Consider the following 24,619-nt stretch of genomic DNA (forward strand, 5'->3'; position numbering starts at 1 on the left):
CCACCGGGGGACGCGAGCGGGCCCGGGGCCGACGCTCAGCGCTCGGGATCGACCGTGGTCTCCTCCGGGGCCAGGGGGCCGTCCGGATCCTGGCCCGGGTTGAAGGAGTCCAGGTCCAGCACCCCCTCCTCCGGGGCGGTCTCGTGCACCCCGTCGGTGTCCCCGTCGCAGCCGTGGTCGGTGCAGGAGCCCGCCGGCACGGCGTCGGCGACGATCACGGAGATGTTGTCCCGGCCCCCGGAGCGCAGCGCGGCGGCCTGCAGCACGTCCGCGGCGTCCTTGGGGTGCTCCACGGTGGCCAGGACCTTGGCCATGTACCCGTTGGACAGCTCCCCGGAGAGCCCGTCCGAGCACATCATCAGCCGGTCCCCCACCTGGGCGGGGATGACCCAGAAATCCGGCTCCCAGTAGTTCCCGGTGCCCAGCGCCCGGGTGATGACGTTGCGCCGCGGGTGGATCAGCGCCTCCAGGGCGGTGATCTGGCCGGTGTCCACGAGGTACTGCACCTCGGAGTGGTCCACGGTGATCTGCTCCAGGCTGATCCCCTCCACCGGGGACTGGGAGACGGACAGCGGCTCGTGGCTGATGGGCTGGTCCGTGTCCCGGCGCAGCCGGTAGGTGCGGGAGTCCCCCACGTTGAACACGATCCACAGGGGCTGCTCCCCGATGCGGGTCAGCCAGGCCCCGGTCAGCGTGGTGCCGGCGCGCATGCGTCCGGCCTTCTTGATGTTCTCGTCGGCCTCGCCGATCACGGCCTTGACCCGGCCGAGGACCTCCATGATCTTCGCGTTCAGGGCGGAGGTGGACTTGCGGCGGCGCCGGAACAGGCCCCGGGAACTCTCCTCGGATTCCTCCTCGGCGGGCACGTCGAAGTGCTCGGTGCCGAACAGCGGGGCCTCGGCCAGGGTCTGCACGGCGATCGAGCTGGCGACCTCCCCGGCCTCGTGTCCGCCCATGCCGTCCGCGACGACGCAGAGGTTCCCGCGGGTGATCAGCGAATCCTCGTTGTTCTGACGGTGGCAGCCCTGATGGGTCGTGGCACCGATGCAGGTGGCCAGCTCGGCGGCAGTCGTCATTCGAAGTCAATCTCCAGTTCGGGGCCGATGCCCGGGTCCAGGACCACGGGTTGGACGTCTCCGAATCCGCGCACGTTGCGCACGCTCTGCGGACGCAGGACGAACCGCTCGTCTCCGCGCAGCACCTCGGCGGTGTCGGCATCGACCAGCACGACGCCGGGTTCGGCCAGGGCCACCAGGCGCGAAGCGAGGTTCACGGTCGGACCGTAGACGTCCCCCAGCCTAGGCAGGATCCGGCCCCAGACAAAAGCGACGCGGGCCTCCGGCAGGGCCGGATCCTCGTCGATCATCCGGGACAGTGCCAGGGAGATCCGGGCGCCGGCCTCCGGGGATTCGGTGAGGAACAGGATCTCATCGCCCACCGTCTTGATGATCCGGCCGCCGCCGACCGCCACGATCTCGGCGCAGCGCTGCTCGAAGTGCTGGACCAGGCTGGCCAGCGTCGATTCGCCCATGCGCCGGGACAGCGAGGTGTAGGAGACGAGATCCGCGAAGCCGATCCCGCGCACCAGCGGCAGCGGGCGGAACCGGTCGTCCCCGTCCTCGTCCGCGTCTGCCTCACCGGGCTTCTCCGCCTTCAGCGCCAGACGGATCACCGCCGCGTTGAGCTGGCGACGGAAGCCGTAGTGGATCAGCTGATCCAGCTGCTCGATCAGCTGCGGCAGGATGGTGAGCAGGTGGCGCCGCGCCTCGGCGTCGGTGACCCCGCGATGGGCGACCATGTCCTCCACCAGCGCCTCGATCTGCCAGGCGACCATCCGGTCCGTCATCTGCCCCACCGACCGGACGATGGACATGACCCCGGACTCGGTGATGTCCGCGTTGTCCACCAGATCCGCCATGGTGCGCAGCGCCTCGACGTCGAAGGGAGTGAAGAAGACGTCCTCGTCCTTGAGGTTGGGCAGACCCAGGGCGCGCCACATCTTCCGCGCCCCGAGCAGGGAGACGTCCGCGGCCTCGGCCGCCTCCTCCCGGCGCAGGCTGCGGTTCTGCCCCAGCAGGGCGCGTTCCAGCGCCCCGACGGCCGCCTTGGCCTCCACGGAGCCGTAGAGGTTGGACTGGGCCGGGTTCGCGAGGTTCAGCTGGCTGGTCTGCGGTCCGGTGTAGACCGGTGCGTCCTCGGGAACGTCCTGGGGCACGATGAGCTCCACCTTCTTGGTCTCGGGGTCGGGGGTGCGGCGGATCCTCTGCGCGCGGTCGGGGCCGACGGGGCGGCGCGCCGCTGCCGACCGCGCAGGGGGCGGCGACGGTGCCGTCACTGCGACCGGAAGGGTTGTCCGGGTCACAGGCCATGCATGAGAAGCCTACACCCCGGACCTCCTGCGTCGGCCGATGAACTCGGCCCGCTGCTGTTCGCACAGGCGCGCGAAGCGGGCGGGCTCCTTCTGGTGGGTCAGGTCGAAGGCCTGCCCGGGCAGCGCCACGCGCACCGTGCCGCTGCCCAGCACCCGGTGGAGCACCCCGCGCGGCCCGACGACGCCGAGCACGTGCTCCAACGGCAGCGCCAGGGGCCGTCGGGCCCGCAGGGAGCGGAAGATCACGATGCGGCGGGTGGTCAGCGCGTATCCCGTGACCAGCCAGCGGCACATCCTGACCACGGCGTAGATCACGGCCGCGACCAGCAGGATCGGGCCCACCGGGGACCATGCCGGATACACCCCGGCGACCACCTGCAGGACACTGGCCAGGAAGATCGCGCCGAGCAGGGTCAGGGCGGGGCGCAGCAGCCGGGTGGGGTGGGCCCGATTGCAGGTCACGACCTCCTCCCCCGGCTCCAGCGGGGCCCGGTACCTCATGCCCACCGCCCTTCGGCGGATCCGGCGTCCGGGCGCAGGTGCACGACGTCGCCCACGGAGACCTCCTCGAGCGCCCCGTCCTCTCGGCGCACCAGGAGGGCGCCGTCGGCGGTGAGGTCCTCGGCCGTGCCGCGGAGGTCGGGCTGCCCGTCGCGCTGCACGCGCACCCGGCGCCCCAGGGTGTCCAGGCGGGGGCGGATCGCCTCCAGCAGACTCGGGCCGGGCCGCGGATCCCCCGCGGAGTCCTGCCCCATAGGCGAGTCCTGATCCACCGCGGAGGCGGGCAGCGGCCGGGACGGATCGCCGCCGACGGCCTCGAAGCGCTCGAGCAGATCCCGGAACCCGGCGATGAGATGGGCGGCCAGGATCGTGCGATCCACGACGGGCTCGGCTCGATGTCCCGTGCGGGCCTGATCCGTGCGGGTCAGCTCGGCCCGCAGGGAGGTCGCGGTGGGCACCGGCAGCTGGTCCCTCTCCAGATCGACGTTGATCCCGATGCCGACCACCACGCACAGGCGCCCTTGCGGGTCCGGGGCCACCCGCGCGAGGATCCCCGCGGTCTTGGCCCCGTCCAGCAGCAGGTCGTTGGGCCACTTGATCCGCGCCGGAAGGCCGGTGGTCGCGCGGATGGCTCGCTGCCCGGCCAGCGCCATGAGCAGGGTCAGCCAGTGCAGGGAGTCCGGCTCCAGGGTGCGCGGGCGCCCGGGGCGTTCGGGGCGCACCAGCGCCGAGAGCATCACCGAGCTGCGCGCCGGAGCCGTCCAGGTCCGGTCCCGCCGTCCCCGTCCGGCCCGCTGGTGCTCGGCCAGCAGGACGCTCCCGTGCACGGGACGCCGGATCGGATCCGCCAGTCGGCACACCAGCTCGTCGTTCGTGGAGTCCACCTCCCCCAGCACCTGCACGGGGGCCGCGCGCAGCAGCCGCGCCAGCTCCGGCACGACGTCGTCCGCGCCGGTCAGGACCTGCCGACGCAGCGGCGCCCGTGCCCCGCCCTGGGCGGGCTCGTGCGGGGCGGGGAAGTCTTCGGACACGGGATCTCTCCTTGGCAAGGGCCGGGTGGTGTGCCCGCGGCGGGCGCGGACGCGGACGGGGGTGTGAGCTAGTTTAGGAGGCGGAGCCGGGCGTCGGCTGGATGCGCCCGCCCCGACCCATCCCCGCCCGAGAGGACCCATCACCGTGAGCGAGCACTTCGCCGTCCTGTACAGCTACGGCCCGGCCGAGGCGCAGGCCGCGCACCGGCCGGCCCACCGGCGCTTCCTCGCCGGACTCCTGGATGAGGGGAAGCTGCTGGTCTCCGGCCCGTTCACCGACGGCTCCGACCAGGCGCTGCTGATCCTGCGCGCGGAGTCCGAGGAGGAGGTGGCCCAGCTGCTGGACGAGGATCCGATGCGCACCGGAGGAGTGGTGACCGAACGCCGGATCCACCGCTGGAACCCGGTGCTGGGTACAGTGGGGGCACCGGAGGCGCCGACCAGTTGAGGCTGATCCGCTCCTTCGCCCGCGACCACGGCGCGCCGTCCCACCGTCCGCGCATCGATCCGCATCGTCTGAGGAAGTGCCCATGACCGAAACCCCCGCCCCGCAGGACTCGAAGCAGCAGGACGGACCGGATCTGTCCACCACCGCCGGGCGCATCGCCGACTTCTACGCACGGCGCGAGGCCTCCCTGCTGCCCACGGGGCAGGCGCCGGTGGACCGGCAGCACTCCCGCGGCAAGTCCACGGCCCGCGAGCGCCTGGAGATGCTGCTGGACGAGGGCTCCTTCGTGGAGTTCGACGCCCTGGCCACCCACCACTCCACGGCCTTCGGGATGGAGAGGAAGAAGCCGCTGGGCGACGGCCTGGTCTCCGGCTACGGCACCGTGGACGGGCGCCTGGTGGCCGTGTACTCGCAGGATTTCACGGTCTTCGGCGGCTCCCTGTCCCGGGTCAACGGGGAGAAGATCGTCAAGGTGCAGAAGTTCGCGCTGCGCAACGGCTGCCCCGTCATCGGGATCAACGACGGCGGCGGGGCCCGCATCCAGGAGGGCGTGGACTCCCTGGCGATGTTCGCGGACATCTTCCGGATGAACGTGCGGGCCTCCGGCGTCGTCCCCCAGATCTCGGTGATCATGGGCCCGTGCGCGGGCGGGGCCGCCTACTCCCCCGCGCTGACGGACTTCGTGATCATGGTGGATAAGACCTCCCACATGTTCATCACCGGCCCGGACGTCATCAAGACGGTCACCGGCGAGGAGGTGGACATGGAGACTCTGGGCGGGGCGCGCTCCCACAACGCGGTGACCGGCACCTCCCAGTACCTGGCCGAGGACGAGGAGGACGCCTTCGACTTCCTGCGGGAGCTGCTGGAGTTCCTGCCGTCGAACAACCTCATGGACGGGCTGGTCCTGGAGCACGATCAGGACCCGGAGATCACCCCGGAGGATGAGGAGCTGGATGCCCTCGTCCCGGATTCGGCCAACCAGCCCTACGACATGCGCACCGTGGTGGAGACCGTGGTGGATGACGGGAACTTCCTGGAGATCCAGGGGCTGTACGCCCCGAACGTGATCACCGGCTACGGGCGGGTGGAGGGCCGCACCGTGGGGGTGGTCGCCAACCAGCCGATGCAGTTCGCCGGGACCCTGGACATCGCGGCCTCGGAGAAGGCCGCGCGCTTCGTGCGCCACTGCGACGCCTTCAACATCCCGATCCTGACCTTCGTGGATGTGCCCGGGTTCCTGCCGGGCACCGAGCAGGAGTTCAACGGGATCATCCGGCGCGGGGCCAAGCTGATCTACGCCTACGCGGAGGCCACCGTCCCGCTGATCACGGTGATCACCCGCAAGGCCTACGGCGGGGCGTACATCGTCATGGGCTCCAAGAAGCTGGGCGCGGACATCAACCTGGCCTGGCCCACCGCGCAGATCGGCGTGATGGGCGCCCAGGGTGCGGTGAACATCCTGTACCGCCGGGACCTGAAGAAGGTCGAGGAGGAGGGCGGCGACGTCGAGGCCGCTCGGGGCGAGCTGATCCAGCGGTACGAGGAGGAGCTGCTGAACCCGTACCAGGCTGCGCAGCTGGGGTACGTGGACGCGGTGATCGCCCCGGCCGAGACCCGGGTGAACATCATCAAGGGGCTGCGGGCCCTGCACGACAAGCGCGCGGCGATGCCGGCCAAGAAGCACGGGAACATCCCGCTGTGAGTGCGCGACGGCATGAGGAGCAGGACCGGGCCCAGGAGCCGCTGTTCTCGGTGGTGCGCGGGAACCCCACCGAGGAGGAGCTGGCCGCGCTGACGGTGGTGCTGCTGCAGCGGCGGTCCGCCCCGAAGCCGGCCGCCAACCCGCTGGCGGAGGTGGGGCGGCTGCTGGCCCGGCGCCAGCGGCTGGGCGCCGGGCTGCGGCCCGGCCCCGGGTCCTGGAAGCGGGCTCGGCCGCGCTGAGCACGGCCCGGTGTCGAGCCGGAGGCCGACCCGCGACCCTGTCCCGGCAGCGAGCACCCCGGCGCTACAGTGGGTGCCATGACCGAGAACACTGTGACCGGTGTGACGCCGGACGAGCTGCCCGAGGCCCTGCGCCTGGACCGAGAGCGCACCGCCATCGACGAGGCCGCGGACGCCTACTACGAGGAATACCTGGCCCTGCATCCGGATGCGGCGACCATCGAGGGGCGGCCCGGGCACGAGACCGAGTACTCCGATTACTCCCCCGCCGGGGAGGAAGCCGACGTCGAGCTGGCCCGGCGCACCCTGGAGGCCGTCAACGCGCTGGAGCCGCGCGACGCGGTGGACCGGGTGACCCTGGACGTGCTCAACGAGCGCCTGGGCCTGCAGATCGAAGCCCACCTGGCCGGTCTGGGCGCGTGGGAGCTGAACCCGCTGGCCACGGAGGCCCACGGAATCCGCCAGATCTTCGACCTGATGCCGCAGGAGACCGCGCAGGACTGGTCGCACATCGTCGGTCGGATGGCCAACGTGCCCGCGGCCATCGACGGGTTCATCGAGACCCTGGAGCATCACCGGGAGGCCGGCCGGGTGGCCGCGGCACGGCAGGTGCGTCTGCTGGTGGAGCAGTTCCGCGCCTACGCGCAGTCCGGCGGATTCTTCGACGGGCTGGCCGAGCAGGCGGTGGCCGCCGACGCCGGGCTGGACGGGTCCGCGCAGGACGCGGCGAGGGCGGCAGCCGGCGCGTACCGTCGGCTGGCCGATCATCTGGAGCAGGTCCTGCTGCCGGAGGCCCCGGAACAGGACGCCGTCGGGACGGAGCGCTACCGCCTGCACTCCCGGCAGTTCCTCGGTGCCGAGGTGGACCTGGCGGAGACCTACCGGTGGGGCGTGGAAGAGCTGGAGCGGATCATCGCCGAGCAGGAGCAGGTGGCCGAGCAGATCCGCCCCGGGGCGAGTATCGCGGAGGCCAAGCGGGCCCTGGACGAGAACCCGGCCCGGCGCCTGGAGGGCACGGACGCCCTGCGGGAGTGGATGCAGGGGGTCTCGGATCGGGCCGTGGAGTTCCTGGCCCGGGAGCACTTCACCATCGAAGGCCCGATGCGCACCATCGAGTGCATGATCGCCCCGACCCACGACGGCGGGATCTACTACACCCCGCCATCGGCGGACTTCTCCCGGCCGGGCCGGATGTGGTGGTCCGTGCCCGAGGGGGAGACGCAGTTCACCACGTGGGCGGAGACCTCCACCGTCTACCACGAGGGGGTCCCCGGCCACCACCTGCAGTTCGCCACCGGAGCGGCCCTGGCCTCCTCGGTCAACGACTACCGGGCGCACGGGGTGTGGGTCTCCGGGCACGGCGAGGGCTGGGCCCTGTACGCCGAGCGGCTGATGGAGCAGCTGGGATACCTGGAGGATCCCGGGGACCGGATGGGCATGCTGGACGGGCAGCGGATGCGCGCGGCGCGGGTGGTCTTCGACATCGGCGTGCACTGCGGCTTCGAGATCCCGCAGGCCTGGGCCGAGCGGATCGGGCACTCGGGGACGTGGACGGCCGAGGCCGGGCACGAGTTCCTGGCGCAGAACCTGGACATCTCCGAGGGGCAGCGGGAGTTCGAGTTCCACCGGTATCTCGGCTGGCCGGGCCAAGCCCCCAGCTACAAGATCGGCCAGCGCATCTGGGAGCAGCTGCGCGATGAGGCCCTTCAGCGCGGGGAATCCCTGCGCGAGTTCCACACCCGGGCCCTGCTGATCGGCTCGGTGGGTCTGGACACGCTGCGTCGGGCGCTGCAGGATCCGGAAGCGTAATACGACGACGCATTTGGTTTACCGGGAAAGCATCCGCTCCTAGCCTGGAGCGCATGTCCGAACGCTCCACTGCGCCCACAGCGCGCCGCCGCCTGCCCTCCTGGATGACGAACTTCGGGGTCCAGATCCTCCTGGGCCTGCTCATCGGCGTCCTGCTGGGCTTCGCCGCCCTCGCCCTCGGCGGGGATCCCGAGACCTCCCAGAACTGGCTGATGACCACCCTGGACACCATCGGCTCCAGCTACGTCAGCCTGCTCAAGGCCGCCGTCGTGCCGCTGGTGGTCACCGCAGTGATCACCTCGATCGCCAACCTCTCCGCCGTGGCGAACGCGGCGCGCCTGGCGGTGAAGACCCTCCTGTGGTTCGCCGGGACCGCGCTGATCGCCGTGATCATCGGCATCGTGCTCGGCGTCGTCTTCCGCCCGGGGGTCGGCACGGGCCTGTCCACCCCGGACTCCTACACCGGCACCCAGGGGTCCTGGCTGGCCTTCGTCACCAGCATCGTCCCGGCCAACGTGCTCGGGCTGTCCGCGAGCACCCGGGAGACGGCCGACGGGCTGCACACCTCGGTGAGCTTCAACATCCTGCAGATCCTGGTGATGTCCGGGGCGGTGGGGATCGCCGCGCTGAAGATCGGCAAGCCGGCCGAGCCGTTCCTGAACTTCATGCGCTCGGCCCTGGCGATCGTGCAGAAGATCCTGTGGTGGATCATCCGCCTGGCCCCGCTGGGCACCCTGGGGCTGATCGGCACGGCGGTGTCCACCTACGGGTGGGCCACGATGGGCTCCCTGGCGAAGTTCGTGCTGCTGCTGTACGTGGGCCTGGCGATCGTGGGCTTCGTGGTCTACCCGCTGCTGGCCCGGCTCAACGGGCTGTCCATCCGCCAGTTCTTCACCGGGGTGTGGCCGGCCGCGCAGATCGGCTTCGTCTCCCGCTCCTCGATGGGTACGATGCCGGTGACCCAGCGGGTGGCCGAGCGCAACTTCGGCGTGCCCCCGGCCTACGCCTCCTTCGCCGTGCCCTTCGGGGCCACCACCAAGATGGACGGGTGCGCGGCGGTCTACCCGGCGCTGGCGGCGATCTTCGTCGCCCAGTTCTACGGCGTGCCGCTGGGGATCACGGACTACCTGCTGATCGTGGTGGTCTCCGTGCTGGGCTCGGCGGCCACCGCCGGGACCACGGGAGCCACGGTCATGCTGACCCTGACCCTGTCCACCCTGGGCCTGCCCCTGGACGGCGTGGGGCTGCTGCTGGCCATCGACCCGATCATCGACATGGGCCGCACCGCCCTGAACGTGACCGGGCAGGCGCTGATCCCGGCGATCATCTCCCGCCGAGAAGGCATCCTGGACGAGGACCTCTACAACGCTCCGCGCTCGGCGGACTGGTTCGACTCCGATCTCACCGCCGCCCAGTGGGCGCAGGAGCACGGGGCGAACGCCGAGCAGACCGGGCAGGACGACGCCGTCGGGCCCCACGCCGAGCCCGCACGCCTGGGCTGATCCCGCCCGCCCGGGACGCCGCATCGAGGAGGTGCCCGCTTGCCCTCGGCCGCTAGGCTGGGGCGGGTGAGCACCTCCTCCCGCACGTCCGCGCCCGCCGACCCCTCCGGCTCCGTCGATCCCGATCGGCCCCTGCTGATCCTGGGCTCCCAGTCCCCCTCCCGCGCGCAGATCCTGCGCCAGGCCGGGCTGGAGTTCTCCGTCCTGGTCTCCGGGGTGGATGAGCCGGCAGCCGTGGAGGAACGGCGTCGGGCCCTCGGCCGGCAGCCCTCCCCCGCCGAGACCGCCGAGATCCTGGCCCGCACCAAAGCGCAGGCCGTGGCCGGGCTGCCGGAGGCCGCCGGGCACCTGGTGCTCGGCTGCGATTCCGTGTTCGAACTGGACGGGCGAGCCTACGGCAAGCCGGGCACCGGGCAGGCGGCACGCGAGCGCCTGCGGGCCATGTCCGGGCGCACCGGCATCCTGCACACCGGCCACTGGCTCGTGGACCGGCGCGACCTCGCTGCCCCGGCCGAGGGCACGGGGCTGTGCGTCAGCGCGCGTGTGTCCTTCGCCGCGATGACCCCGGAGGAGATCGACGCCTACGCCGCCACCGGCGAGCCGCTGTGGGTCGCCGGGTCCTTCACCCTGGAGGGGTACGGCGCCGCGTTCATCACCGGGGTCGAGGGGGACCCGCACGCGGTGCAGGGACTCAGCGTGCACGGGCTGCGCGAGCTGCTGGGCCGTCTCGGCGTGGGCATCCAGCGGCTGTGGCGCGCCCCCGAGCAGACTGCCTGAGCCGGCCCGCCGAATGCGGAGCACGGCCCGCGCGAGGCCCCGGCGCTTAGGCAAATGCTGAGTCCAGAGACTAAGCTCGCGCTGAGGATGATAAGGAGTTTCCCCGTGACCGATACCGTGTCCGCGCCGCAGGCGACCCCCGCAACCCGCTACGCCAGCGGTCCCGTGACCAAGGTGCTCGTCGCCAACCGCGGTGAGATCGCGGTGCGCGTGATCCGCGCGGCCCGGGACGAGGGACTGCCCACCGTCGCGGTCTACGCCGAGCCGGACCGGGACGCCCTGCACGTCAAGCTCGCGGATGAGGCCTTCTCCCTGGGCGGGTCCACCGCCGCGGACTCCTACCTCGTCATCGACAAGATCATCGACGCCGCCCGCCGCTCGGGCGCCGACGCCGTGCACCCCGGCTACGGGTTCCTCTCCGAGAACGCCGACTTCGCCCGCGCGGTGCAGCAGGCCGGACTGACCTGGATCGGCCCCTCCCCGGAGGCCATCACCGAGCTCGGGGACAAGGTGGCCGCCCGGCACATCGCCGAGAAGGTCGGCGCCCCGCTGGTGCCCGGCACCAAGGACCCGGTCTCCGGGGCCCAGGAGGTCCTGGACTTCGCCGACGAGCACGGGCTGCCCATCGCCATCAAGGCCGCCTTCGGCGGCGGGGGCCGCGGGATCAAGGTCGCCCGCACCCGGGAGGAGATCCCGGAGCTCTACGACTCCGCGGTGCGCGAGGCCACGGCGGCCTTCGGGCGCGGGGAGTGCTTCATCGAGCGCTTCCTCGACTCCCCCCGCCACGTGGAGACCCAGTGCCTGGCCGATGCCCACGGCAACGTCGTCGTCGTCTCCACCCGGGACTGCTCCCTGCAGCGGCGCAACCAGAAGCTCGTGGAGGAGGCTCCGGCCCCGTGGCTGTCCGAGGAGCAGCTGAGCAGCCTGTACGCCTCCTCCAAGGCGATCCTCGCCGAGGCCCAGTACCAGGGGGCCGGGACCTGCGAGTTCCTCGTCGGGCAGGACGGGGTCATCTCCTTCCTGGAGGTCAACACCCGTCTGCAGGTGGAGCACCCGGTCTCCGAGGAGGTCTCCGGGCTGGACCTGGTCCGCGAGCAGTTCCGGGTGGCCCGCGGAGAGGAGCTGGGCTACGGGGACCCGGTGCTGCGCGGACACTCGTTCGAGTTCCGCATCAACGGGGAGGACCCGGGACGCAACTTCATGCCGGCCCCCGGCACCGTGGAGGTGCTCACCGTGCCCTCCGGTCCCGGGGTGCGCTGGGATTCCGGCGTGGTCCAGGGGGATGTGATCGGCGGGAACTTCGATTCCATGCTCGCCAAGCTCATCGTCACCGGGGCCACCCGCGAGCAGGCCCTGGAGCGCTCCCGCCGGGCCCTGGCGGAGCTGACCATCGAGGGGATGCCCACGGCCGCGACCTTCCACGAGGTGGTGGTCTCCGACCCGGCCTTCGCCCCCGCCGACGGCGAGCCGTTCTCCGTGCACACCCGCTGGATCGAGACCGAGTTCCACAACGCCATCGCCCCCTACGGAGGGGTGCCCGGCTCCGTGGATGAGGAGCAGGACGAGCGCGAGCGGGTGGTCGTGGAGGTCGGCGGCAAGCGCCTGGAGGTCCTGGTGCCGCACCTGGCCGGGGCCGGCGCCCCGGCGGCCAAGCCGGCCAAATCCCGCTCCTCCCGCCGCAGCCGGCAGTCCGCGGCCGCCGCGGCCAGCGGGGATGACCTGACCTCGCCCATGCAGGGCACGATCGTGAAGGTCGCCGTCAAGGACGGTGCGAAGGTCAGCGAGGGCGATCTGGTGGTGGTCCTGGAGGCCATGAAGATGGAGCAGCCGCTGACCGCGCACAAGTCCGGGAAGATCACCGGGCTGAAGGCCAAGCAGGGGGACACAGTCTCCGCCGGCGGGGTTATCGCGACCATCAAATAGCCCCTCCGCCGGGATCCAGTCTCAGGATGCGGAACGCGTTGTCCAGCCTGTGAGCACCGCTCTACGCTGATGACACCCCGTTCCCATGGGCCCCGTCACTCGCCGCACCCGGTGGGCGACGGGGCCCGATCGCACCTGTTGATCCGCAAGGAGAGGCCATGTCCTCCACCCTGGTCGCCGAGGAGTCCCCGGGCTCCTCCCCCGCCGAGACCGATCCCGTCGCGCGCGTGCCCAAGCACCGCATCATCACCGCCTCGCTCGTGGGCACCACGATCGAGTTCTACGACTTCTACGTCTACGCCACCGCCGCCGTGGCCGTGTTCCCCGCCCTGTTCTTCACCGGGGCCGACGACACCACCCGCCTGCTGGCCTCGATGGCGACCTTCGCCGCGGCCTTCTTCGGCCGGCCCATCGGCTCGGTGGTCTTCGGGCACTTCGGCGACCGGATCGGACGCAAGGCCACCCTGGTGGGGGCCCTGCTGACCATGGGGCTGGCCACCTTCCTCATCGGCCTGCTGCCCACCTACCACCAGATCGCCTTCTGGGCCCCGGCGATGCTGACCATCCTGCGCTTCGCCCAGGGCCTGGGCCTGGGCGGGGAGTGGTCCGGGGCGGCGCTGCTGGCCAGCGAGTACGCGGAGCCGGGCAAGCGGGCCCGGGCCGCGATGTGGCCGCAGCTGGGCGCCCCGTTCGGCTTCATCCTCGCCAACGGCTTCGTGCTGGGCTTGACCACCTGGTTCGGCTTCAACTCCGCCCGGGACGGGGCGGACCTGAGCCACCCGTTCATGGTGTGGGGCTGGCGGGTGCCCTTCCTGTTCTCCGTCGTCATGGTCCTGGTGGGCCTGTACGTGCGGGTGCGCCTGGAGGAGACGCCGGTGTTCCGCCGGGCGGCCCAGCGCGGGGAGAAGGTCAAGGCTCCGGTGGCCGAGGTGTTCCGGGTGGCCTGGCGCCCGATGATCCTGGGCACCTTCATCATGCTGTCCTGCTACGTGCTGTTCTACCTGATGACCGCCTGGATCCTGTCCTTCGGCATCGGCAAGCCGGCGCAGGGCGGGCTGGGGATCGGCTACCACACGTTCCTGAAGATCCAGCTGGCCGCGATCGTGTTCTTCGCGGTGTTCGTCCCGATCTCCGGGTGGCTGGCCGACCGCATGGGGCGGCGTCGGCAGCAGCTGATCACCAACGTGCTGATGGCGGTGTTCGGGCTGAGCTTCGGGCTGTTCATGGCACCCGAGCGCATCGGCACCGGCGAGGCCGCGAACATCGGCGGGATCATCCTGTTCCTGTCCGTGGGCATGGTGCTGATGGGCCTGTCCTTCGGGTCCATGTCCGCGTACCTGCCGGAGCTGTTCCCCACCAACGTCCGCTACACCGGCTCCGGGATCTCCTACAACGTCGCCTCGATCCTGGGAGCTGCGATCACCCCGTACGTGGCGGTGTGGCTGAACGCCCACGGCGGGGTCGCCGCGGTCGGCTGGTACCTCTCCGGAGCGGCCGTCGTGACCATCGCGGCGCTGCTGCTCTCCCACGAGACCCGGGATCTGGACCTGGACAGCGTGGGCGCGGCCCCCGCCGACCGCCGGGAGCGGCCCGAGCTGGCCGAGGAGCCGGTCGGCCTGGTCTGAGCCGACCTCGACTCAGAGCCGACGCCGACGAGGCACGGGACGGGCGGGGCACCTCCTTCGGGTGCCCCGCCCGTCCCGTGTGTGCGCGGATCCCCCGGCTCAGCCGGGCATCACGTGCAGGCGGCGGGCAGCCTCGGACAGGGACCCGGACAGGGAGGGGTACACGGTGAAGGTGTCCGCGAAGGAGTCCACGTGGATCTTGTTGTGCACAGCGAGGGACACGGCGAAGATCAGCTCCGAGGCGCGCGGACCCACCACGACCCCGCCGATCACGGTGCCCGAGTACTTGCGGGCGAAGATCTTCACGAACCCGTCCTCCACGGCCATCATCTTGGCGCGGGGGTTGGTGCCCAGCTTCAGCATCACCACATCCGCCTGGTACTTGCCCGCGCGGATCTCCGCCTCGGTGACCCCCACGGTGGCGATCTCCGGGGAGGTGAAGATGTTGGAGGCCACCCGGTGGGACTTCAGCGGGGAGACGGAGTCGCCCATCAGGTGCGCGATCGCGATGCGCCCCTGCATCGCGGCCACCGAGGCCAGCGGGAGCACGCCGGTGCAGTCCCCGGCGGCGTAGACGTTCGGAGCGGTGGTGCGCGAGACGCCGTCCACGGCGATGTGCCCGGACTCGGTGGTGCGCACCCCGGCGGCCTCCAGACCCAGGTCCGCGGTGTTGGGGATCGAGCCCACGGCCATGAGGCAGTGGGACCCGGCGACCTTGCGGCCGTCGTTCAGGGTCACCACCACCCCGTCCTCGGTGCGCTCCACGGCCTCGGCGCGCGAGCGCGGCATGACCTGCAGCCCGCGGCGCTCGAAGACGTCCTCCAGCACCTGGGCGGCGTCCTCATCCTCCCCCGGCAGCACCCGGTCCCGGGAAGAGACCAGGGTGACCCGCGAGCCCAGGCCCCGGTAGGCGGAGGCGAACTCGGCGCCGGTGACCCCGGAGCCGACCACCACGAGGTGCTCGGGGATGGTCTCCAGGCGGTACAGCTGGGTCCAGTTCAGGATCCGCTCCCCGTCCGGGGCGGCGGTGGGGATCTCCCGGGGGTGGGCCCCGACCGCCAGCAGCACGGCCTCGGCCTCCAGCTCGTAGCTGAGCCCGTCCGCGTCGGTGACCTGCACGGTGTGCGCGGACAGCAGCTTCCCGGTGCCGTCCACGACCTTGACCCCGGCCTTCTCCAGGGAGCGGCGGATGTCCTTGGACTGCTCGGCGGCCAGGCGCAGCAGGCGCCGGTTCACCTTGTCCATGTTGACCTCCAGCTCCACGAGCTCATCGCCCTTGCGGGTGCGGATGCCCAGGGCCGGAGCCTCGGAGAAGCGGTTCATGGTGTCCGCGGAGGCGATCAGCGTCTTGGAGGGCACGACGTCGGTCAGCACGGCCGAGCCGCCCAGGCCCTGGCGCTCGATGAGGGTGACGTCCGCCCCGAGGGTCGCCGCGACGAGGGCGGCCTCGTAGCCGCCGGGTCCGCCGCCGATGACGAGCAGGCGCTGGGGTGCGAAGGATTCGTTCTGGCTCACACGCCTCATCCTCGCGCATCCACGCCCTGTCACCAAACCTCCGCGCACGCCGCGCGCGGCCGTGGAGTGCGGGCCTGACGCGGGGCCCGGCTGATACCGTGGTGGGGTGAACGACGACGCCGCGCAGCTGCCCTCCTCGCACCCCGATTTCCCGCCGAACCGCGCCGCCCGCGAGGCCGCGGAACGCCTGGCCGAGATCACGGGGGTGCCCCGCCACGATGTGGCCCTGACCCTGGGCTCCGGGTGGGGGGAGGCCGCCGAGCTGATCGGGGAGACCACCCACGAGATCCCCGCGGACCAGATCCCCGGCTTCCATGCCTCCGGGGTCGCCGGGCACAGCGGGACCCTGCGCTCGATCCGCACCGAGGACGGGCGCCGCGCCCTGGTGATCGGCGCCCGCACCCACTTCTACGAGGGCCGGGGCGTGCACGCCGTCGTGCACGGGGTGCGCACCGCGGCCGCCGCGGGGGCCCGGACCATGATCCTGACCAACGGGTGCGGCGGCCTGCAGCCCGACTATGCCCCGGGCCAGCCCGTGCTGATCCGCGACCACCTCAACCTCACCGCGGCCTCCCCGCTGGTGGGGGCGCACTTCGTGGACCTCACCGACCTGTACTCCCCGCGGATCCGGGAGATCGCCCGGGAAGCGGATCCGTCCCTGGCCGAGGGCGTGTACCTGCAGCTGCCCGGACCGCACTACGAGACCCCCGCGGAGATCCGCATGGCCCGCACCCTGGGGGCGGATCTGGTGGGGATGTCCACGGCCCTGGAGGCCATCGCCGCGCGCGCCGCCGGCATGGAGGTCTTCGGGATCTCCCTGGTCACCAACCTGGCCGCGGGGATCTCCGCCTCACCCCTGTCCCACGAGGAGGTCCTGGCCGAAGGCCGGGCCGCCGGCCCCCGCATCTCGTGCCTGCTCGCGCAGATCGTGGCGGGCCTGAGCTCCTGATTCGGGCTCCGCACGAGCCACCCGCACACCGCCACCATCGAGGAGAGCACCGCCATGTCCGATCTCGCCGCCCTGACCGAGCAGGTCGACGGCTGGGTGGAGTCCGATCCGGACCCGGAGACCCAGCGGGAGCTGCTGGACCTGCTCTCCCGTGCCGAGGACGATCCCGCAGCCGCCCGGGAGCTGACCGAGCGCTTCTCCGGAACCCTGGGCTTCGGCACCGCGGGCCTGCGCGCGGCCCTGGGCGCCGGCCCGATGCGGATGAACCGCGTCGTCGTCGCGAAGGCCGCCCACGGGCTGGCCGCGTACCTGACCGGGCGGGCCGAAGAGGAGAGCTGGGGTGCGCCGCGCGCGGTCATCGGCTACGACGCCCGCCGCAAGTCCCAGGTCTTCGCCCGGGACACCGCCGCGATCTTCACGGCCGCGGAGATCGACGCGTACCTGCTGCCGCTGCCCCTGCCCACCCCGGTGCTGGCCTGGGCGCTGCGGCTGCTGAAGGCCGACGTCGGGGTCATGGTCACCGCCTCGCACAACCCGGCGCAGGACAACGGGTACAAGGTCTACCTCGGCGGGCACGCCGTGGACGCCGCCGGGGACGGAGCCCAGATCGTCCCGCCGTATGACGCCGAGATCGCCCGGTGCATCGAGGCGGCCCCCGATGCCGATCGGATCCCCCGGGCCGACGAGGGCTGGACGGTGCTGCCCGAGCGGATCGCGCGCGACTACGAGCACCAGGTCTGCGATCTGCTGCCGGGCTTCGCCCCCTCCCGCCGGGACCTGTCCGTGGTGCTGACCCCGATGCACGGGGTCGGCGGGGAGGTGGCCTCGATGGCCCTGTCCCGCTGCGGCTTCGACCAGCTGAGCGTGGTCCCGGAGCAGGCCCTGCCGGACCCGGCCTTCCCCACCGTCGCCTTCCCCAATCCGGAGGAGCCCGGGGCGATGGATCTGGCCCTGCGGCTGGCCGAGACCCGCGGGGCGGACCTGGTGATCGCCAACGACCCCGACGCGGATCGGGCCGCTTTCGCGATCCCCATCCCGGCCGACCGGGCGCAGGGGGTGGGGCGCATCAGCCCCGTCGCGCCGGACTGGCGGATCCTGCGCGGGGATGAGATCGGGGCGATCCTCGGGCAGGTCATGCTCGAGCGGATCCCGGCGGGTCAGGCCCAGTCCGCGGCCTTCGCCTCCTCGATCGTCTCCTCCCGGCTGCTCGGGGCGATGGCCGCGGCGCGCGGGGTGCGCCACGTGCAGACGCTGACCGGCTTCAAGTGGATCTCCCGGGTGCCCGGGCTGGTATACGGCTACGAGGAGGCGCTGGGCTACTGCGTGGCCCCGCAGCTGGCCCGGGACAAGGACGGCATCTCCGCGGCCCTGCTGCTGGCCGACTGCGCCGATCGGCTCAAGGGGCAGGGTCGGACCCTGCTGGACGTGCTGGATCGGCTGCACACCGAGCACGGGGTGCACGCCACGGACCAGCTCTCCGTGCGAGTCGCCCAGCTGGAGCTGATCCGGGAGATGATGCTGCGCCTGCGGGCGCAGACCCCGCGGCAGCTGGCAGGCTCCCCCGTGGTGGCCGTGGAGGACCTGCGGGACGGGCTGGCCGGCCTGCCGCCCACGGACGCGCTGCGGCTGCTGACCGGGGACGGCTCACGGGTGATCGTGCGGCCCTCCGGGACCGAGCCCAAGCTCAAGTGCTACCTGGAGACCGTGGAGCCGGTCTCCGGGGATCTCCCGGCCGCCCGCGCCCGGGCCGCCGAGCGTCTGGCCGCGGTGCGGGCGGATGTCGCCGCAGCCCTCGGGATATGATCTGGAACACAGGCCGTTGAGCATCCATCACCGCACAGAGACCGAGGACCCCATGGACACCGAACTCGCCGCCATCATCGACCACACCCTGCTCGCCCCGGATGCCTCCGCCGAGCAGGTGCGCCGCGTGTGCCAGGAGGCCATCGAGTACGGCTTCGCGGCCGTGTGCGTGAACCCCGTGTGGGTGCCGCTGGTCGCCGCGCAGCTGGCCGACGCCGCCCCCCGCACCTGCGCCGTCGTCGGCTTCCCCCTGGGCGCCAGCACCACGGCCTCGAAGGTCTTCGAGGCCCGCGAGGCCGTCGCGGAGGGGGCCCAGGAGATCGACATGGTCATCGACATCGCCACGGCGATCGCCGGGGACGAGACCGCGCTGACGGAGCAGATCCGCGCCGTGCACGAGGCCGTGGCCGAGGGCGGGGCGATCCTCAAAGTCATCATCGAGGCCTGCCTGCTCACCGACGAGCAGAAGACCCTGGCCTGCCGGGCCGCCGTGGCGGCCGGCGCGGAGTTCGTGAAGACCTCCACGGGCTTCTCCACCGGCGGGGCCACCGTCGAGGACGTGCGCCTGATGCGCGCCGCGGTCGGCCCCGACATCGGGGTCAAGGCCTCCGGCGGGATCCGCTCCCGCGTGGACGCCCTGGCCATGATCGGCGCGGGCGCGAACCGCATCGGCGCTTCCAAGGGCCCGGCCCTGGTCTCCGCGTCCTGACCTGCGCCCCGCCCCGGGGCCTCCCTATACTGGGGTCAGACGCATCACCCCGGTCTCGCGCGCACATCGCCATCCGATGCCGACGGCGGGACCCATCATCACGAGAAGGACGGAAGGCACCATGTCCAGCACCACCCACGCCGAGACCGGACGCACCGCGCAGACGGGGCAGCGCCGCGACGGCGCCACCCGGGTCCGCACCTACTCCGGTCAGGGGCACCTGGCCTCGAACATCCTGACCTTCATCCTGTGCTTCGCCTTGCTGTGCGGCTCCCTGGTGCTGTTCTCCTACTGGATCTCGGATCCCAAGGCCGGACCCGTGTTCGTCCTCGGTCTGGCCGCCTACGCGGTGACCTTCCTGATCCCGCTGTGGCTGCTCAACAGCGGCACCCGCAAGCACGCCGTGAGCGGGCGGGCCACCATGCAGGATCCCGCCTGATCCCAGCCCGACGCCGTCGCCTCGGCGCACGGCCGGGTGCGGCACCCGCGCGAAGGCCCCCTGACCGGATCCGGTCAGGGGGCCTTCGCGCACCCGGAGGAGCGGCGGACGAGCTCGCCGTCCGGGCGGGACGCGCGGGCGGCGAGCTCGCGCCGGGCGCTCAGGCGAGGATCGCGTCGATGAACTCCCGGACCCAGGCCAGGATCTGCCCGTCCACCAGATCCTTCCCGCCCACCGGCGCCGTCTTGGGCTTGGGCACCAGGATCTGCCGGGTCTCGGTGCCCGGCACAGGCTTCACGAGCGCCCCCGGATACATCCTCTCCAGGCGCATCCGCCGGGAGTCCGGCAGGTCCACCGGGTGGAAGCGGATCTTGGAGCCCATGGTCATGATCTCGCTCAGGCCCGCGGCCCGGGCGCGGATGCGCAGCCGGGCGATGGCCAGCAGGTTCCGGGCCGGCTCCGGCAGCTCGCCGTAGCGGTCGGCCAGCTCCGCGGCCACCTCGTCCACGGCCTCGTCGGTCGCGGCCGCGGCGAGGTTGCGGTAGGCCTCCAGGCGCAGCCGCTCCCCCGGCACGTAGTCGTGGGGCAGGTGCGCGTCCACCGGCAGCTCGATCTTCATCTCCGCCGGGGCCGCCTCCTCCTTCTCCCCGCGGAAGTCGGCCACGGCCTCGCCCACCAGACGCAGGTAGAGGTCGAAGCCGACCCCGGCGATGTGCCCGGACTGCTCCCCGCCGAGCAGGTTCCCGGCCCCGCGGATCTCCAGGTCCTTCATGGCCAGCTGCATCCCGGCGCCGAGCTCATTGTGGGCGGCCACGGCCTTCAGCCGCTCCAGGGCCACCTCCCCCAGCGGCTTCTCCGGCGGGTAGAGGAAGTAGGCGTAGGCCCGCTCCCGGCCGCGTCCCACGCGCCCGCGCAGCTGGTGCAGCTGGGACAGCCCGTAGTGGTCGGCCCGATCCACGATCAGCGTGTTGGCGTTGGAGATGTCCAGGCCGGTCTCCACGATGGTGGTGCACACCAGCACGTCGAAGCGCTTCTCCCAGAAGTCCACGATGATCTGCTCCAGCCGCGCCTCGCTCATCTGCCCGTGGGCGACGGCGATGCGCGCCTCCGGGACCAGTCGCTGCAGGTCCGCGGCGGTGCGGTCGATCGAGGAGACCCGGTTGTGCACGAAGAACACCTGGCCCTCGCGCATCAGCTCCCGGCGGATCGCGGCGGCCACCTGCTGGTCCGTGCTGGGCCCGACGAAGGTGAGCACCGGGTGGCGCTCCTCCGGCGGCGTCGCCAGGGTGGAGGTCTCCCGGATCCCGGTCAGGGACATCTCCAGGGTGCGCGGGATGGGGGTCGCGGACATCGCCAGCACGTCCACGTTGGTGCGCAGGGTCTTCAGCTTCTCCTTGTGCTCGACGCCGAAGCGCTGCTCCTCGTCGATGATCACCAGGCCCAGGTCCTTGAACTTCACGGCCTGGGAGAGCAGCCGGTGGGTGCCGATGACGACGTCCACGGAGCCGTCGGCGATCCCGGCCTCCACGGCCTGGGACTCCTTGGGCGTCTGGAACCGGGACAAGGTCGCCACCCGCACTGGGAAACCGGAGAACCGCTCGGTGAAGGTCTCGGTGTGCTGCTGGGCCAGCAGGGTCGTAGGCACCAGGATTGCGACCTGCTTGCCGTCCTGCACGGCCTTGAACGCGGCGCGCACGGCCACCTCGGTCTTGCCGTAGCCGACGTCCCCGGAGATCAGCCGGTCCATCGGCGTCTCCTTCTCCATGTCCGCCTTGACCTCGTTGATCGTGGTCAGCTGATCCGGGGTCTCGATGTAGGGGAAGGCGTCCTCCAGCTCCCGCTGCCAGGGGGTGTCCGGGGCGAAGGCATGCCCGCGGGAGGCCATGCGCGCGGAGTACAGGCGGATCAGGTCCGCGGCGATCTCCTTGACGGCCCTGCGCGCCCGGGACTTGGTCTTGGCCCAGTCCGAGCCGCCCATCTTGGACAGGGTCGGGGCGTCCCCGCCGACGTAGTTGGTGACCTGGTCCAGCTGGTCCGTGGGCACGAACAATCGGTCCTTCGGGGCCCCGCGCTTGGCCGCGGCGTACTCCAGGACCAGGTACTCCTTCATCGGCTTGGGCTGACCGGGCTTGACCATGGCCCCGGCGATGGGCCGCTGGATCAGCTCGACGAAGCGGCCGATGCCGTGCTGCTCGTGCACCACGTAGTCCCCGGCCTTCAGGGCCAGCGGGTCCACGGCGTTGCGACGGCGCTTGGCCGGCAGCTTGCGCATGTCCCTGGTGGTGTACGGGCTGGCCCGCCCGAGCACGTCCGCCTCGGTGAGGAAGGCGATCTTCGCCTCCTCGAGCACGAAGCCGGTGCCGTGGGCGGCGGTGGTCAGGGCGATGACCCCGGGAGCCGGAGGTTCGGTGAGGTCCTCGTGGATCGCGGCCGGCAGGTCGGCCTCCCGGAACAGCTCGGCCAGGCGCTTCAGCGGTCCGGGGCCCTCGGTCACCGCGACCACCTGCCACTGCTCGCGCACGTGCTGGGCGACGACGTCGAGCAGGGCCTGCACGTCCCCGGCGAAGGTCAGGGGTGCGCGCACCGCGATGGTGAGGGTGTCGGCGTCGTCCTCGATGGCCTCGTCCACGCCCAGGCTCGTGATGGCCCACCAGCCGATCCCGGCCTCCAGGGCCTGGGCCCGGGCCTCGGCGACGTCCATGAAGGAGCCCGCGGCCAGGCCCGTCTCCTGCAGGTCGATGGGCGCGGCCTGCCCGTCGGAGGCCTGCTCCCATGCGGCCAGCAGGAACTCCTGATTGGTGGCCACCAGATCCGCGGCGCGGGTGCGGATCCGCTCCGGCTCGCACAGCACCGCCAAGGAGCCGGCCGGCAGGGAGGCGACGAGGGTGGTCATGGCGTCCACCAGCAGCGGCGCGAGGGACTCCATGCCCTCCACGTAGATGCCGCCGGCGATCCGCTCGAGCATGGACTCCGCGCCCGGCAGGGAGTCCTTCAGCTTCGCGGCCCGGGACATCACGGCCGGGGTGATGAGGATCTCCCGGCACGGCGGGGCGATCAGCTCCTGCGGGTCCCGCCCGTGCTGGGGGGTGAAGGTGCGCTGATCCGCAACGGCGAACCACCGCATCTGCTCGACCTCATCCCCGAAGAACTCGATGCGCACCGGGTGGTCCTCCACCGGGGAGAACACGTCCAGGATGCCCCCGCGCACCGCGAACTCCCCGCGGCGGGTCACCAGATCCACCCGGGAGTAGGCGGCATCGTACAGGGCCTGCACGGTCTGCTCGAAGTCCCGCTCCTCCCCCACGGCCAGGCGCACCGGGCGCATCGCGTCCAGGGAGGCGGCGATGGGCTGGAGCACGGAGCGGATGGGGGCGATGACCACCCGCGTGCCATCCCGCTCCTCGGCCAGCCGGCGCAGCACGGCCAGGCGCTGGCCCACGGTGTCCGAGCGCGGGGAGAGCCGCTCGTGCGGCAGGGTCTCCCACGCAGGGAAGCGGGTCACGGCCTCCTCCGGCAGGTAGGAGCCCAGGACCGCTTCCAGGTCCTCGGCCTCCCGGTCCGTGGCGGTCACGGCCAGCACGACGGGCGCGTGTCCGTCCGCGCGCCCGCTGGCGGCGTCCGCGGCGGCCAGGCCGTCCGAGATCTGCGCGACCAGCGGGGCGCGCAGCCCCTCGGCGGCGCCGATGACCGTCTCCGCGGAGCGCTGCGCGGCGGGCACGGAGGCCTGGCGCAGCACGTTGGCGAAGGTGGGCTCCTGGGACAGCGCGGTGCGCAGACCGGTCAGGCTCATGGTGTCGGAATCCTCACGAGGGCGGGCGAGCGGAAACGGGGAACCTCACCAGGCTAGTCCCCGTCCCGCGGCGCGGGAACGGGATTGCTCGCCCGGCGAACGGCGGGACGGGCGGCGCCCGGGCGGGCGCAGCCGTGATCGGATGCACGTCCCAGGCGTGGCGTCTGCCGGTTTGGAGTAGCATCATGGGCACTGGAACAACTGAATACTGCGGTGCCCGCGAGCTCGGGGGAGCTCAGGGCGCCGTCTGTCGCATCATCTAGGGGGAAGAATGCGCAGGAGCATCATCGCTCAGCACCCGTCGACGCCGTCTGCGTCGGCTCATCCACATCTCACCGCCGCCCCGCGGGGCGGGTCCGCCCGCGTGCGGGGACGCGCCCGGGCGGCGCTGCCGCTGTGCGCCGGGCTGGCGCTGGCCGGCCTCGTCGTCGGTCCGGCTCAGGCGGATCAGGACGCCGCGGCCCCGGCCGCGCAGTTCGCGCCCAGCACGCCGAGCAAGCACATGCGCCAGGACGGCGCCCGCGTGCTGTCCACCGTGGACCTGCCCGGCCCGCTCACCGACCTGCGTCTGGGCGACTCGCCGCTGGACGCCCAGCTGGACTGCTCCAGCCTCACCGTGCAGCAGGGCGCCAGCTCACAGGGACGGCTGCCGGAGGCCTGGAGCACGGTGCGGCCCTCCGCGGTGGACTGCCGGGACTCCGGGTTCGTCCTGGGCCTGCCGGACGTTCCCGAAGGGCAGGTGCTGCGCATCACCTACAGCGCCACCCACGCCCCCGGGGCCACCGAGGCCCTGAACCGCTACGAGGTGAGCAGCCGGGAGGCCAGCGGCGCCTACACCGCGACCCTGGCGCTGACGGCGCCGGACAGCGTGCCCGGACCCAGCGCCAGCCCCTCCCCGTCGGCCACCACCCCGACCGGCCCGCAGCCCACGCCCTCGGCGACGGCCACCCCGTCCCCGAGCGCCTCCGCCACGCCGTCGGCCACTCCGTCGCCCCGTGCCACGCCCTCCGCGTCGAGCACGCCGTCGGAGGCGGCCACGCCCTCCGGCGCGAGCACGCCCTCACCCTCGGCCAGCACCTCCGCCGTGCCCTCCGCTCCGGTCACCCCGGAGGCCGGGGGCTCGAGCACGCCCTCGGCCTCCGCCAGCACGGCCGCGGCCCCGGCGCCCACCTCCGCCGGCCCCGGGGATCGCATCCCGACCCTCGGCGAGCAGGCCCAGCCCGCGGCCGGCACGACCGCGGAGCAGCCGACGTCGAGCACCGCGCCGTCCGGTGAGCGGCTGGCCTCCACCGGCGCCGCCGTCACCGGCTGGAGTATCCTCGGCGTCGGCCTCCTGGCCCTGGGCGGGGCCCTCCTGGTCCTCGCCCGCCGGCGTCGGCTGAACCGCCGGGACGCCTGAGGCCGTCCTCCGGACGCGGCGGCGGGCGGGGCCCGCCGCCGCACCCGGACTCGGGCCTCCGCCGGGAGCCCGCCGGTCATCGCC

Annotated in this window: 19 protein-coding genes; 13 read left to right on the plus strand and 6 right to left on the minus strand. The window is 72.3% G+C overall.

The window, feature by feature from the left end:
• Positions 1–35 precede the first annotated feature (35 nt).
• From NQ707_RS03535 to NQ707_RS03550, 4 genes are all read right to left on the minus strand, one after another.
• Positions 36–1,076 carry a PP2C family protein-serine/threonine phosphatase gene (locus tag NQ707_RS03535; protein WP_404434809.1) on the minus strand — a complete coding sequence of 347 codons (1,041 nt, stop codon included), beginning with the start codon at positions 1,074–1,076 and terminating at the stop codon, positions 36–38.
• Positions 1,073–2,227, minus strand: a complete 1,155-nt coding sequence (locus tag NQ707_RS03540; protein ID WP_238147349.1) for an adenylate/guanylate cyclase domain-containing protein — start codon at positions 2,225–2,227, stop codon at positions 1,073–1,075. The genes NQ707_RS03535 and NQ707_RS03540 overlap by 4 nt, the downstream gene beginning before the upstream one ends.
• Positions 2,228–2,380: 153 nt before the next feature.
• Positions 2,381–2,872 carry a PH domain-containing protein gene (locus NQ707_RS03545; RefSeq protein WP_055684378.1) on the minus strand — a complete coding sequence of 164 codons (492 nt, stop codon included), beginning with the start codon at positions 2,870–2,872 and terminating at the stop codon, positions 2,381–2,383.
• On the minus strand, positions 2,869–3,903 hold the full coding sequence (locus NQ707_RS03550) for a biotin--[acetyl-CoA-carboxylase] ligase (protein ID WP_055684377.1): 1,035 nt from the start codon (positions 3,901–3,903) through the stop codon (positions 2,869–2,871). The genes NQ707_RS03545 and NQ707_RS03550 overlap by 4 nt, the downstream gene beginning before the upstream one ends.
• Positions 3,904–4,048: 145 nt before the next feature.
• Here NQ707_RS03550 and NQ707_RS03555 point away from each other — a divergent pair, with 145 nt between their 5' ends.
• The 8 genes from NQ707_RS03555 to NQ707_RS03590 all read left to right on the plus strand — a co-directional run bounded on the left by NQ707_RS03555 (position 4,049) and on the right by NQ707_RS03590 (position 13,931).
• Positions 4,049–4,351: a YciI family protein gene (locus tag NQ707_RS03555; protein WP_055684376.1), complete on the plus strand. Its 303-nt coding sequence runs from the start codon at positions 4,049–4,051 to the stop codon at positions 4,349–4,351.
• A gap of 82 nt (positions 4,352–4,433) precedes the next feature.
• Entirely contained in the window at positions 4,434–6,056 is a 1,623-nt protein-coding gene (locus NQ707_RS03560; protein WP_404434813.1) for an acyl-CoA carboxylase subunit beta, read from the plus strand.
• Positions 6,053–6,295, plus strand: a complete 243-nt coding sequence (locus tag NQ707_RS03565; protein WP_055684374.1) for an acyl-CoA carboxylase subunit epsilon — start codon at positions 6,053–6,055, stop codon at positions 6,293–6,295. Before NQ707_RS03560 ends, NQ707_RS03565 begins: the two co-directional genes overlap by 4 nt.
• A gap of 78 nt (positions 6,296–6,373) precedes the next feature.
• Positions 6,374–8,104, plus strand: a complete 1,731-nt coding sequence (locus NQ707_RS03570) for a DUF885 domain-containing protein (RefSeq protein WP_404434815.1) — start codon at positions 6,374–6,376, stop codon at positions 8,102–8,104.
• Positions 8,105–8,157: 53 nt separating this feature from the next.
• Positions 8,158–9,606 (plus strand): dicarboxylate/amino acid:cation symporter, encoded by a 1,449-nt coding sequence (locus tag NQ707_RS03575; RefSeq protein ID WP_404434818.1) that lies wholly within the window; start codon positions 8,158–8,160, stop codon positions 9,604–9,606.
• A gap of 66 nt (positions 9,607–9,672) precedes the next feature.
• The gene (locus tag NQ707_RS03580; RefSeq protein WP_404434822.1) at positions 9,673–10,383 is read left to right on the plus strand and encodes a Maf family protein; all 711 of its coding nucleotides are present in this window, start codon (positions 9,673–9,675) and stop codon (positions 10,381–10,383) included.
• A gap of 105 nt (positions 10,384–10,488) precedes the next feature.
• Positions 10,489–12,306, plus strand: coding sequence for a biotin carboxylase N-terminal domain-containing protein (locus tag NQ707_RS03585; protein WP_058730375.1), 1,818 nt, complete (start codon positions 10,489–10,491; stop codon positions 12,304–12,306).
• Between the two features lie 158 nt (positions 12,307–12,464).
• Positions 12,465–13,931 carry an MFS transporter gene (locus tag NQ707_RS03590; RefSeq protein ID WP_081046355.1) on the plus strand — a complete coding sequence of 489 codons (1,467 nt, stop codon included), beginning with the start codon at positions 12,465–12,467 and terminating at the stop codon, positions 13,929–13,931.
• Between the two features lie 99 nt (positions 13,932–14,030).
• Here NQ707_RS03590 and NQ707_RS03595 read toward each other — a convergent pair whose 3' ends face one another.
• Positions 14,031–15,455 carry an NAD(P)H-quinone dehydrogenase gene (locus NQ707_RS03595; protein WP_375542952.1) on the minus strand — a complete coding sequence of 475 codons (1,425 nt, stop codon included), beginning with the start codon at positions 15,453–15,455 and terminating at the stop codon, positions 14,031–14,033.
• Positions 15,456–15,552: 97 nt separating this feature from the next.
• Here NQ707_RS03595 and NQ707_RS03600 point away from each other — a divergent pair, with 97 nt between their 5' ends.
• The 4 genes from NQ707_RS03600 to NQ707_RS03615 all read left to right on the plus strand — a co-directional run bounded on the left by NQ707_RS03600 (position 15,553) and on the right by NQ707_RS03615 (position 19,346).
• On the plus strand, positions 15,553–16,395 hold the full coding sequence (locus tag NQ707_RS03600) for a purine-nucleoside phosphorylase (RefSeq protein WP_404434826.1): 843 nt from the start codon (positions 15,553–15,555) through the stop codon (positions 16,393–16,395).
• A 54-nt stretch (positions 16,396–16,449) separates the two neighbouring features.
• Positions 16,450–18,198: a phospho-sugar mutase gene (locus tag NQ707_RS03605; RefSeq protein WP_404434828.1), complete on the plus strand. Its 1,749-nt coding sequence runs from the start codon at positions 16,450–16,452 to the stop codon at positions 18,196–18,198.
• A gap of 52 nt (positions 18,199–18,250) precedes the next feature.
• Positions 18,251–18,907: a deoxyribose-phosphate aldolase gene (gene deoC, locus NQ707_RS03610; protein ID WP_055684370.1), complete on the plus strand. Its 657-nt coding sequence runs from the start codon at positions 18,251–18,253 to the stop codon at positions 18,905–18,907.
• A gap of 121 nt (positions 18,908–19,028) precedes the next feature.
• Complete coding sequence (locus NQ707_RS03615; protein ID WP_055684369.1) at positions 19,029–19,346, plus strand: hypothetical protein; 318 nt, start codon at positions 19,029–19,031, stop codon at positions 19,344–19,346.
• Between the two features lie 160 nt (positions 19,347–19,506).
• On the opposite strand, the gene mfd is transcribed toward NQ707_RS03615, so the two are convergent.
• The gene (mfd, locus tag NQ707_RS03620) at positions 19,507–23,136 is read right to left on the minus strand and encodes a transcription-repair coupling factor (RefSeq protein ID WP_404434831.1); all 3,630 of its coding nucleotides are present in this window, start codon (positions 23,134–23,136) and stop codon (positions 19,507–19,509) included.
• A gap of 364 nt (positions 23,137–23,500) precedes the next feature.
• Here mfd and NQ707_RS03625 point away from each other — a divergent pair, with 364 nt between their 5' ends.
• Complete coding sequence (locus NQ707_RS03625; protein ID WP_404434833.1) at positions 23,501–24,535, plus strand: hypothetical protein; 1,035 nt, start codon at positions 23,501–23,503, stop codon at positions 24,533–24,535.
• Positions 24,536–24,619: the final 84 nt, after the last annotated feature.

The sequence above is a fragment of the Rothia sp. BD8 genome, assembly GCF_044878465.1.
In the GTDB taxonomy this organism is placed as follows: domain Bacteria; phylum Actinomycetota; class Actinomycetes; order Actinomycetales; family Micrococcaceae; genus Rothia; species Rothia kristinae.